Genomic DNA, 12,534 nt, shown 5'->3' with positions numbered 1-12,534 from the left:
ATCATAGAATATCCATTTTAAATGAAATTCGAAAGAATACACGATACACAGCTCTAGTAAGAAAAATCTTTCCTTATAAACAATGAAACATACATTTTAAATAAATTGCTTTTTATTTCTTAGTAGAAATTGTAACTCCAATCGCATTGCCCAAAATAACAAGTAGTGAAAAAATGAACATATAAATTATTTCTATAACGATAAAGGAACTGATTTTTCCAAAAAAAACTATATAAATAAATTGCCCTAAAACAATGCCAACATAAGAGGACAAAAACATTTCTTTGAAGGTTAATCCAATAATCAGTCCATAACAAAAAAGACAAAAATAATACAATATGATGCTTTGCATCAGTTCTACATTAAAGATTCCATTAAAAAAAAACCATAAACAGAATCCAACAAAAAATCCTTCCAGGAAGTGTAAAAAGATTTTCTTCAAAATATATATTCCATTTTCATCACTTAAATCCACTATATCTAAGATTAGAAAGAACATATCTGATTTGGGCATGCAAAACAGCTCTTTTATCTACTTGCCCTAAAAAAAATTTCACAGTAGTCTTTACTGGGTAATATCATTATTAATTCGTACTATCTGGAAACTTGGCTTTTGCTGCTTCAAGGTCGATTTCCAGAAAATGATTAATTTTAATTGTTGCTGGGCTTGCAGGAGCTGAAAACTGAACATCAATATTGCTTTCGGTATGCGTTGTTGGATTGATTTCAGAAGTGCGGATTACCGTTGTTTCTTCAATTATTTCCAGAGGAACCTTTTCTGCACTCGTTTTTGCTGAAGTTAAAAAAAATATCATATATTGCAAAGTGGCTTTAACCGATAATTCTTCATAGATTCTTAGATACAAGTACAAACCTTGTAAATATCCATCAACATGATGACCAATTTGTGCATGGCAAAAAATACAGGGTTCTACCAAACTAATGGTAAAATGCATGGTTATTTTTCTAATCGTTTTGCCTGCAGGGTTTACAGTCGTAGTTACTGCTTCTGTAAAAAGCGGTTGATAAATATAAAAGGTTTTGTCTTGTTCAGGATCGTAATAAACCCCTTTCCAAAACTCACTATCTTCAACATCGGCATCTTTAATTAAGTCATTATCGTATAGGAGCTCCACAAGGTATTTTAAATTTTCAAATTTCATAGGGTGGCAAAAACGGATAGACACAATTTTATCTTTCTCCCTCACAATGTCTTTGCCGTTTATTTTAAAAGCAAGTAAAGCGTTCTTATTCAATAACTTATCTTCAGGAATTTTAATTTCAAAAAATCCTTTTTCTTCGACATCAGAAAATTCCAAGGGAATGAATTGAACGGGTTTATTAATTGTCACATCTTTAATATTTACCTTTTCAACGAAAAGATAGATACCTTGAGTACTTGTGGTTAACCCAAAATTGGATTTTACCCGGGGGATTTTATCAATTGATCTTTTGGAATCATTGGGATCTTGAACTTGCTCCCAAATGTCAAAAGGTGCATTAACAAACTCGATGCCAATCGCTCTGCTGTTAGTAATCTCGCCATGAGGAACATTCGCTGCAATATCAACCATTTGATAAATATTTCCTTTACTATCTTTAATATTTCCAATCAAAAAGTGGGCAGGGACATTGAAGGCAGCCGAGGCATCCATTTTCATGCCCGCCGTTTCATGCAAAAGGATTTGCGTGGGTCTGCCTGAGCCCCTGGAGGATAAATTCTGTAAATTAGAGCTTTTCCAATTTTTAAAATTAAAGTCCGCATCAGTTATAGTGTATTCTTCTGTAAAAGCAACCAAAGTATTTTCATTAACCGGTTTATATTCTGTATATTTTCTTTGCGTAACCTTATTGGTGGCATTACTCCATACAAGTGCTGATTCGCTTTCTACCGAAATAACATAATTGCTATCCGCTTTTAATGGACGATCGTTATCGATGGGAAAATCAGTTATATTAGGTTGATTTCTATGAAGTTCGATATATCGGGTAGCAAGGGTACCATGCACCTCAAATACCTCAGAATTCTTGGTCATATCATAATTTTTCTTATTAAAGAAAAAGACAACATAGTGGCGATCAATTGGTGAAGTATTCTCATAAGAATCTACTCTAAAAAATCCTGATTTTGACATTAAATCAATGACATCATCTTTTTTAAAATGCTTTCCGGAAGCAAAAAATTCATTTTCTGCATTATCAAAAGCATTGCTAACATCCTCACCATAATTATCCATTTGACGAACAGCAGGTACTCCAGGGCCGCCCATAATAATTTCCCTCTTCAACAGGCCTCTTTCAAATATCACGGACAAAGCCGTGGTACGCCAATCTTGAATAAATTTAATTCAGTTGGATCAGCAGTTCCTTTTTATACGGGAGGTTCCTGTCTCCCCGTAAGAGGATTATAAGTAACCTTAACAGGAACTACCTGATCAGTTGGCAAAATTTCCACCCATTGATCAAAGACCTGGAAATTCCTATCAGGATTATTCGGATCGGGATTGCCAGGATCATAACGAAAACTCCCTTGCAAAGGATAAAAACCATATTCATAAACCTTATCAATGGGGGTTGCAGAAACTTTATCATCATCATGAATTTCTGCCCCTTTAGGATAATGATCCGTTTTATTGGATTCTTCATGCTTTTGTGAAACCTGGGTACACAAAAAACGAATTGCATCATTAATAGTTACCTGTGAATGGGAGCCTACTTCATCTGCCGGATCAATCGCTAATAATTTCGCTTTGATTTCATCTAATTCAGATTGAGGTGCTGCATACGCGGCATCCAATCCATCAGCCCCCTCTACATTCACATTTTTCAGCCAATTAATCGCCGCGAGTTCTTTACCAGGACGAATGGGGATAACAGCCTTAACCCAGGGGGCATTGAGAAATGCATTGCGTAAATTATCTCCATCTAATTGCAATAACCATCCTAGAGAACTTCCCATTGGTGCAGGTTGCGACTTGTCAGTAACTAAATAATTATCCTCTCTTGCCACATTATCTGACCAATTTACCGAATCTGCCATCAAACTTTGAAAATCACCTACACCCAAATATTGACTGAATTTTTTACGCGGTTTCCACCATTCTGGCGCAACAAAATAGAGCATTTTATTGACATCAAAAATGGAGTTAATCAATTCGGATAATATATGTAATGTTTTGGGTTCTGTTTTTACCTGATAATGAATATCGGTCATCAAGGATTTAATTAAACGACGATAGACAATTATGCGCTCTTCCTCACGTAAATCTTCATATTTACGCTTGTTAATATTACTGGCCATTTCGATTCGTTCTTTAGCAGCAGTTATAAAGGCTTGTCTCGTTTTCTCAGCATTAGCAATATCAATGTCAGTTGCTGCTGCTTTCTTGGCTGCATTGCCTGCGGCTATTTCCGCTAATTTTACCGCTGAAGGCGTATAATGAAGCGTGCCTCCAACAACAAAATCAATTCGTTCATCCCATTCCAATCCGTCTGGCCCCGTGATCACCCCAATTTCAATTTGAGAATAATCAGGGGTAAATTTGCCATTAAAAACCCACACTTGATTTTCAGAATCTTCACCACTGTGTGAAACATATTTTATATTGATATATCGATTTGGATAGTTTGATTTTTGTAATTCAAAGCCGTCAGGAGGCGGTGGGACTTGAAAGGTAGTCAAAGGAACAAAACCTAACTCTGGAAAATCTTGATTATTCTTCCTGTTATCACCAAAATCCCAAATGGCCTGCACAGTAAAATTGTTTGAAGTATCTGGAGGAGGTACTGTTTCTGTTATCAGTGGCTTGGGAATTAAATCAACCGGCTTCGCAATATGTACTAATGTAGCTAAACCTAAATCTTCACCAGGCTCATCGACAAAAGTTTCCCAGCATAAAAAACTACCAATATCCTGGACCTGTACACCCACCTGACGCATTTTTCTCCTTAATTCGTAATTAATTAAATCAGAAGTAATATTTGATAGAACATAACGCTTGCTCGAAGTATTCATTTCTTCGGTAATGGTTTTAAAGGTCGATTTGAAATTTTCCCGAATTTCTGAAGAAAGTTTTTGTGTTTGTTCGCGCATTTTTTTATGCGTTGTTTCTCTTGCTGTCTGTTGCGTTCTATCCATATTTAAACTACCTGTCGCTGAGGCACTGCCTGTTCCCCACGATTGATTCACTGTCGTTGTAAAACCCAATTTTAAATCATTTTTATTATCTTGTTTCACAGCTTCACTGATTTCATCTTGTTCTGTAGTACTTTTCTCAGTTTTAGTAATCGATTCATAAGCAGTTTCATAGGTTTTCTCAGTAATTGTTTTTCTTGTACTAATTTCAATAAGTTCCACTGTTGAACCAGGAGCTAACCAGACATGGCCTGTAGGTGTTCCAAGAAAAGTATCAAGCTCAAAAAAATACTGTCGAAAAAGATGTACAATTCCTAACGGTGATAAAGAGACATTATTAATGTCTTTTTTAGGATCAAAAGTCAGATAGGGATCTTTAAAATCTTCAGAAGAGTTTTTCACGGTACTCCAAAATGCATCCTTACTGTTATAGTTTGCATTGGAGTAGAAGATTTTATTCAATGAATCAACAGATTGGTTGTTGACCAATTCGATAATGATTCTTGCAATAATCGATTCCGTCTTCAATTGGGTAACAAGTTGCTGATAAAGCTCTTCTTTATATTTCATAATCCTTTGAAATAGACCTTCATTTGTCTCACCTGGATTTGGCCTTAAGGCACTAAATCGCTCACATTTTTCACGGAACCCTTCCTTATAATGGCTAAAAACATGTTCCTGAAGAATGTTTTTTAAGTCATTATTTGCAATAAATTCTCGCCATTGATCGGCTTTTTTAACCGATTTTTTTTGTAATCTTTCACGTAGCTCTTGTAACAAAATGGAACGTTGATTCAGTAATTTTCCAGAAGGCAAGAATTCTCCTAAATCAAAATGAGGATCGCCTAGTCCGCAACCTCGCAAATTGATTTCTGCTATAGATGTTTCGCTTACAAAATGTTTGATAAGCTGATCAAGTAAAAATTCATTTTGAAGTTGAGATGATTTTTCTATACGTCTCAATATTCTTTTTGATTTCCAACCAATAAGTGGTTGATAGACACCAAACATTTCACTTGAATAAGGAAGAATATTCTTGAATTGATCATAATTGGTTATTTTTTTCATGCTGATAATCCTCCATGATTAATCGCATTACTTAGGAAATAACTTGCTTCGACCTAAACTATTCATTCATGGCTACCAATCAACATGAAAAAATCGAGTAGAGGGAATCCTATCTATTTATTAAAATTAGTCCAAAATAATTATATTTTCCATCCGTGGAATAATACTCGTATTTAATTCTGAAAATTACGGAGTTCGTATTATGGTATTAGGAGGATCCCACACAAGATATTAAAGTGATTTTTTGGCCAATCGATTTAAAATATGCTTAGGGAGCAATAACCAATAGTGTCCTTCATTTTTCATATGTTCGCCTAGAAATTTTGCAAGCTTTCCTGACCCCCAATAAATATCACCGCGCATAAAACCACGAATTGCACCGCCCGTATCTTGCGCAATCATAAGGCGCTGAAATTGTTTCTCGTCCACTTGATTTTTGTCAGGGCGTTTTGTATCTAACCACAACGGAGCACCAAGCGGAATCCACTTTTTGTCTACTGCTAAAGAATAGCCTGGTGTAAGTGCCATTCCTCCGGCTCCCAGAGCCATAGGCTCCCCTAAATCCTCAAAAAATACAAAGGACTTATTCCTCTGGATAATCGTTTTTGCTTTTGCAGGATGACTCTCTAAATAACGTATAATCGCTGCTTTAGATGCATTATGTCGAGTCATGATCCCCTTATTAATCATTACCTTGGCGATTGATGTGTAGGGAGCACCATTCTCGCCTGCATAGCCTAGGTATATGTTTTCACCATTAGGAAGTTGAATAACACCCGAACCTTCTATCTCTAAAAAAAGCCGTTCAGCAGGGCTATGGATCCAGGCAATCACCGGTGCTTTTTTCTTAAGGGCTCCATTATCGATTTGCTCACGGGTATAAGAGGTTGAATATTTTCCCTTCGGTAATCCGTAAATTGGCGTATTGTATTTGGGACTTTTTCTTAAATTCCCTCTTATTTTGGGCATGTAGTAGCCCGTAAATAAACCATGAACTGGTTTTTTTTGTGCAAACTCAATAGGACGAAACCACTTTTCAAAAAAAGCTTTTGCTGAATCTTCAGAGACTGAATCCAGAGCTATGGCCGCCTTACAGGCTGGATGCCAATCTCGAGTTTTTAATTTGATATGTTGTGTCCTGATCGTATGGGATGGCGACTGTTTCAAAAGTGTCTCACACGACTTCTGAAATGCTGATAAAGATTTTTTAACATCTGCAGTATCCCAACCTGGCAATTCCTCAAAAGATACTTTTGTCAAAGCAATATTTCTGCTTTTCATAATGACCTTTCTTGGGGTGTGCTTAGGCCGAGGGCTTTTTCTTGCAACCACGACTTTATATGCACTCTTAGGTGCTATATTCGCTATTTTTTCAGCACTCTTATGTGAAGTATTATTGTTTGCCGTAACGTTTCTTACACTTTCGGTTTTAATAACTTCTTTTGTATTATTAATAATTTCTTTTTTAGTGTTAAGAACTTCTTTTTTAGGATGTAGTGGTTTTGTTGAAACCTGGGCTTTCTTATAAAGCGTCAATCCAAACATACCGAAGGTAAGACAACTAATACCAATTATTATGCAAATTAATTTCCTACTCATAGTTGCGCAAGGTTTACATAAGATGAAATTGAAATCAACACTTTTTAGTATTTTTTATGCAAAATTAAATCTATTTAATAAAATATAATTCTATTTTTACTAAATTTGAACAAATAAATTCTTTCTTAAAGCGATATGAGTAGTCGATTGCAAGGAACTAATTGGCTCATTATGAATTAATTATGCGCAATAAGACAGCTTAAGAGCCGCCCTTTTCCGTCACTGCTGCAAACCACAAATTAATACTTTCAACTAATGTAGGATGGGCAAACATAACATCACGTAATTTCTGATAAGGCATCTCCAATTCCATAGCCAATTGGATTACCCCAAGGATTTCACCAGCCTCGGCACAAAAAATGGAAACACCTAAAATACGATCCGTTTTTGCATCAATCACAGCTTTCAGAACACCAGTTGTTTCACCTTGTGTTTTTGCTCGAGGAACAACTGCAGCAGGAATTTGAGCTATTTTTAGAGAATAACCTTGAGCAAGCGCTTGTGACTCCGTCATTCCAATACGCGCAAGTTCTGGGTCGAGGAATACTGTATAGGGAATAAGCCGCCCTTGTATCGAATGTTTATTCTGTGGATTTTGTAGATTATGCTTGACTAAACGATAATCATCTAAGGATAAATGCGTAAATTGTGCCCCACCTTTTACATCCCCCAAAGCCCAAATACCTTGGGTTGTGGTTTCTAGATATTCATTTACTTTGATAAAACCACGCTCGTCAAGCGCAACTCCCGTTTTATCTAAATTTAATCTGGCTGTATTCGCAACACGTCCCACAGCAATAAGAATATCGCTTCCACGAATAAGCTCGGATTTTCCATCTTGATTTGCATTGATGATTACTTCGCCTTGTGCTTCTTCAATACTGTTAATTTTAGTATTAAGTGCGAAATGAATTCCTTCTTTGGTTAGCATATCAAGAACTTGCTCAGCAATATCTCTATCTTCACGACCAATAAACTTGCTGTCCGCTTCGATTACTGTAACGTCCGCGCCCAAGCGACGAAATAGCTGAGCAAACTCCAAACCAATATATCCTCCCCCAACTACAAGCAAATGCTTAGGCACTCTATCAACATTCATTAAGCTGTCATTAGTATAATGTTTTACTTTGTCAAGCCCCGGAATGGAAGGTATAAGAGGTAAAGCTCCGGTATTAATAAAAATTTTATCGGCAGTAATTTCTAATACCTTTTTACCCTCTCGTGGTAAGGATAAATTCACTTCAATCGTCTTAGGCCCTACAAAATGTCCACGACCCAGCATAAGATCCATTCCTGAGTCTAAAAATTGTTTTAAATTCGCATCACGCATCGCATTAATTACCGCGTCTTTACGGGCACGAACCGCTTTAAAATCAATAGGAGCCAGGGAAGCCTCTAAACCATACGCTGCGGCTGAACGACAATAGTGGGCTATCTTCGCTGATTGTACGAGTGTTTTTGTAGGTATGCATGCTACATTGATGCAAGTACCACCAATTTGATTGTCTTCGATCATAGCAACTCGCTGCCCCTGTTTTGCTAAATCGACAGCCAGAGTTTTACCGCCTTTACCACCACCTAAAACGATTACATCATATTTTAATGTCATGATTTTTCCTTAATATTCAATTAAAACATGCATATTAATAAACTATAGAAGCAAAACATCTTATTTTGAAACATTATCCTGGGTTTTAGATCTTTTTTTATTCGCTTGAGTCAAAATAGCTAAATTTTCGAGTACCAAAGTGCGCCAAAATAAGAAACTCGAAACATAGCAGTCCTATTAATCGCGAGAAAAAAATTAAAAGAGATAAGAGAAAATGGTACTTTATATTCGCTGCGAGAGTAGATACCGATAAAACTATGTGGATTGATGCCATGATTAAAGACAATCATGGCATTTTATTTAAAACCACCAATGAATTATTAGTCTGCCTTTGTAAGAGCAAAGTTAGCAGTAAGGTTTATGGTGCTTATGCCAAAAGTATCATTGACCGAATTTGAAGAATTATTATTCTTACTAAAGCTAAGCGTAGAAACGTAACGAAAATCTAAGCCAAGAGTAGTAAAATCATCAAGATAATAGTAAAACCCTACAATCCCTTGTGCAGCAAATCCTGTGTTTGACGTGTTGAAACTTTCGTTGATGATCGGCGCACAAGTACCCAAAGTAATACATTGCTCATTCGTTATAAAGGCAGCATGATGTTGGATAAACGCCCCACCAAAACCCGCACCTAGATAAGGAACGAAATTCGAATTGTCACCGGAATCATTAGTGAACTGAAAATCATAATACACATTGACCAGTCCATAAACACCAATCACATTACCATTAAATCCTAAGCCTGTATCCACAAAAGCAGCAGGGCATACTCCTTCTGGGCCTAATACCTTAGGGCTAATAAGTGTACAAGAACCCGACTTGAGTGAGCCGTAATTATTTATATTAAAGAGAAGCTCAGCTTCTGTTCGAAAATTTTTTATTTTATAGCCAAGAGCAGCCCCCACTCCACCACCGACTGGGCCTAATTGGATTGTTCCTAGAGAAGCCAGGTTGTTAATTGTAAAATTAATATCAGGACTTGAGGCATGGCTTATCTGCCCAAGTAAATTCAAATAAAGCCCTTCAACAGGATCTGAACTAAAAGCATTGCTACTAGCCATCAAACCCAATATAAATCCAAATTTTATTATCTGTCTCATTCTATATCCTATATTAATTCCAAAGGACAAAGTGCAATGATTTCTGCACAACTGGAAGGCTATATGAAAACATATACCCGATACAAATTTTTTAATAATTAAATCTACATGATATTGAAAGTATCCTTAGCCCTTAAAGAATTCTTGATTTAATAATCCAATGGATAAAAATTTCGCGAATCTCCAAAATAAATTGTCATATCCCTACTTATTTAACGATAGTGTCATGAACCTTAAAAATTCTTCTTTGAGCAGAAAATTTATCTTTAAAGAGATTAAGCCCCTCCTCACGCATCTTAGGTGCAAATTCAGCAAAATATAAGTCCAAACACTCTGTATTTTCCAATTGATATTGGACTGTTAATTGCTCCTGCTGCTCTGTTTTCTCTTGTTCAGGTTTTAAAATACGTGCTTGCATAAATCCTGGAAGTTGGAGCATTTCTTTGACATGCTTTTTTAACCATAATTGAAATTGAGGATAAACAGATTTATCAATGGCTAAATTTACTTCATATAAAACCATGTTCTTCCCTAAATTAAAATCAAAGTGAATAGATCCCCTTTTATCGAATTACCTACGCGCCGCGGGTTGTTCCGGAACTGGATCGCGGACAACCCGCAGGACATAGATAAGGGTACCTATTACAATCAAAGTTAAACAGCATAAATACTCATAGAAACATCGCATTAGGTAATTACGAAGATTACAATTAATTTGGGTGTTAATCCAGTACAGAAAACAAGATAAGAAATAATTTTTTTATGGTAAAAGCAAAAAATCTAATACAGTTTTATTTCAATGGCTTAAACCCAAGTATTGACGAACTGCTATGAATCATGAACATCTATATTTTCTAAATACAACCGTCCTCTGTTTTGTAATGGAGTCCAATCTGTATACTATCCATCTACTGTACCGAGATAAGGTAGGGCACGCTTAAAAGTCTCCTCGTGATCAAACTCTTCAGACTCAAGAATTCCTTGATTGGGATGCTCCATTGCCCAGACGATTCCAGCAAATAACCTGCAACACCTTGCAAGCTGGTTGCATTATTATGTGGAGCCAATGCACGTGCTTGTTCAATATAAGGTGCCAAACCAATATACTCCTTTGGGGTTGCCCATTAATAAAACAACCAACTCATCGACACCTTACCTCACTTCATCGACAATTAAGCGACTCTTTGGTTGAGGAATCCATTCATTTCCATAGAGCAGCTCATAAAGAAAAAGAAGCGCATCAAGACAGGGAGAATAGGAATAGAGTACCGTGGGCGCTGCCCCATCTTTCAAAGTCAAAAAAACCGAAATAGACGTGGTTTAGGGGTGAGTGATCAAAAAACTATAGATCAGTTATCGCACGTCCTAGCTAAATTTTCATTAAGAAACAACAAATCCGTAGGAAAAGAGGGTTAAGTCTCCTCAACTACTTCACAAGTAGAGGTAAGCTTTAATGCTCCTGGCCTTGGGATGATTTTATTTTCAGGAAAAATAACACGAAATCCAGGTTCTAAAATTTGCCCGAGAGGATTCAATGAAATTTCAGATGCACGAACCTCGGCACGTCTTTGCATCAATAAACGATACATCTTCACAACATGTTTGCTGTCTTGCAGTTTCAACTGACATTGCAGAAGAAACCTTTTGGCTTTTCGTATATAAAATTCAGCATCTTGTTGTGGCGAGGTAAGATTTTTAAGCAATTTTTTAGCAGCCCAATCCTGAGACTGGCGGAGATTCTTCATAAAAACTTCGCGCCAATTGGAAGTGGTTGCATCAGGAAGAAAACGCAAAAGACCACAGCGGGCTGATGAAAAAACTGGATTGGCCTTATCTACATCTAAAACATCGAATACAAACTTTTGATCAATCACTCCGTGTAGCATTAAATTATCTACAGCCAATTGATCTGATTTAGCCTTGACTGGTGTAAGCCAGGCATGATCAGCATCATTTAAATCGGTTTCAGGAAAATAACTGCCTACTGCATTTAATGCGATGTTATAAAAACGTCGAGAAATCTTAATTGCTTGGTTTTCTTCGGCCTGCAAAAATCTTGGATCAAGAAAAAATGCAGCAGGGATACTTATTTCAAAGCGCAATGCGTCATTAGGAAAAATATCAGACATTAAATTTAACTCAAGAGGACAAAATAAAGGTCGAAGTTGTTCTTGAAGTGAACCCGATTGTTTTCGATATAAAGTCTTACTTTGCTTCAACTTTTTAAGTCCAATTAGGACATTTTTAGCTAGTTCTTCTGAAGAAACCAGGGTTTCTAAAATATCTTGTAATGAGGCATCGGGCTTCCTTCCTCCAAAATCCAGTCCTCTAACGGGTTCCCACCAATCATTATGAGGTTTAGCAAGCTCCTTCATAATTGGACCTCCCGCGTCATGACAACCAGAGCAACGGAGCCGATTGCCAAACTGGGGATGCTGGGGGTCGGGTTGGCGATGGAGTAATTTATTGTCAGCAACAATATCAAATGAATCTCCTCGGTAAAACCATTGGCCTTGTATGCCATCACCGCGCAGTTCATAGAAATTAAATACTTCTTTGTCGGGATCCCAAGCAAAGGCTTCGATCATTAGTGAATTTTTTCCCGGATTCTGATCAGCAATTAACTCGCCAGCTGAATTGATTGCCGTAAAATGTCCGAAGAAAAAATCACCCGCGTTAATATGCAGATGATTATCTAGGTTTCTTAATTCTCCAAAAACCATCTCGAATAAACTAAAGCTACCTTCAGCAGGATTATGAAATCCTCGATTTGCAACTAATGTAGTTTCCAATTGCAAACCTGAGCTTTTGAAAAGCTGGCGTAATTCAAAAACATTCTTGGGGCATATGTTTTCAGATAAAAGTAATACCCCTAACGCATCATGGGTTCGGCCAACAGTTTGCCCCGCTGAATCAATGAGGGAGCAGGATGCAAAAGTCTTTTGCGAAAAAAGCACTACAATATAGGAAAAGAAAATTAAAGAATAAAAAAAACCTTTTTTCATCAATGCACTCCTATATTG

At 36.7% G+C, this 12,534-nt stretch carries 7 protein-coding genes; all 7 read right to left on the bottom strand.

What is annotated here, in order from left to right; all coding sequences use genetic code 11:
- Positions 1-584 precede the first annotated feature (584 nt).
- Entirely contained in the window at positions 585-2,270 is a 1,686-nt protein-coding gene (locus tag Lpar_RS07190; protein WP_058517306.1) for an N-acetylmuramoyl-L-alanine amidase, read from the bottom strand.
- A 101-nt stretch (positions 2,271-2,371) separates the two neighbouring features.
- Positions 2,372-5,203, bottom strand: a complete 2,832-nt coding sequence (locus Lpar_RS07185) for a hypothetical protein (protein ID WP_058517305.1) — start codon at positions 5,201-5,203, stop codon at positions 2,372-2,374.
- Between the two features lie 231 nt (positions 5,204-5,434).
- Positions 5,435-6,802: a murein transglycosylase A gene (gene mltA / locus Lpar_RS07180; protein ID WP_237759359.1), complete on the bottom strand. Its 1,368-nt coding sequence runs from the start codon at positions 6,800-6,802 to the stop codon at positions 5,435-5,437.
- Positions 6,803-7,001: 199 nt separating this feature from the next.
- Complete coding sequence (locus Lpar_RS07175) at positions 7,002-8,411, bottom strand: mercuric reductase (protein WP_058517304.1); 1,410 nt, start codon at positions 8,409-8,411, stop codon at positions 7,002-7,004.
- A 320-nt stretch (positions 8,412-8,731) separates the two neighbouring features.
- Positions 8,732-9,511, bottom strand: a complete 780-nt coding sequence (locus tag Lpar_RS07170) for an outer membrane beta-barrel protein (RefSeq protein ID WP_058517303.1) — start codon at positions 9,509-9,511, stop codon at positions 8,732-8,734.
- A gap of 208 nt (positions 9,512-9,719) precedes the next feature.
- On the bottom strand, positions 9,720-10,034 hold the full coding sequence (locus Lpar_RS07165; protein WP_058517302.1) for a DUF4286 family protein: 315 nt from the start codon (positions 10,032-10,034) through the stop codon (positions 9,720-9,722).
- An 889-nt stretch (positions 10,035-10,923) separates the two neighbouring features.
- The gene (locus Lpar_RS07155; protein WP_058517300.1) at positions 10,924-12,516 is read right to left on the bottom strand and encodes a hypothetical protein; all 1,593 of its coding nucleotides are present in this window, start codon (positions 12,514-12,516) and stop codon (positions 10,924-10,926) included.
- Between the last annotated feature and the right edge of the window lie 18 nt (positions 12,517-12,534).

The organism is Legionella parisiensis, assembly GCF_001467945.1.
GTDB lineage: Bacteria > Pseudomonadota > Gammaproteobacteria > Legionellales > Legionellaceae > Legionella > Legionella parisiensis.
This window is presented reverse-complemented; position numbering and strand designations above follow the sequence as displayed.

Coding starts and splice junctions, on each gene's coding strand:
- Lpar_RS07190 (WP_058517306.1), bottom strand. CDS start 2,270: ATGGGCGGCCCTGGAGTACCTGCTGTTCGTCAAATGGATAATTATGGT.
- Lpar_RS07185 (WP_058517305.1), bottom strand. CDS start 5,203: ATGAAAAAAATAACCAATTATGATCAATTCAAGAATATTCTTCCTTAT.
- mltA (WP_237759359.1), bottom strand. CDS start 6,802: ATGAGTAGGAAATTAATTTGCATAATAATTGGTATTAGTTGTCTTACC.
- Lpar_RS07175 (WP_058517304.1), bottom strand. CDS start 8,411: ATGACATTAAAATATGATGTAATCGTTTTAGGTGGTGGTAAAGGCGGT.
- Lpar_RS07170 (WP_058517303.1), bottom strand. CDS start 9,511: ATGAGACAGATAATAAAATTTGGATTTATATTGGGTTTGATGGCTAGT.
- Lpar_RS07165 (WP_058517302.1), bottom strand. CDS start 10,034: ATGGTTTTATATGAAGTAAATTTAGCCATTGATAAATCTGTTTATCCT.
- Lpar_RS07155 (WP_058517300.1), bottom strand. CDS start 12,516: ATGAAAAAAGGTTTTTTTTATTCTTTAATTTTCTTTTCCTATATTGTA.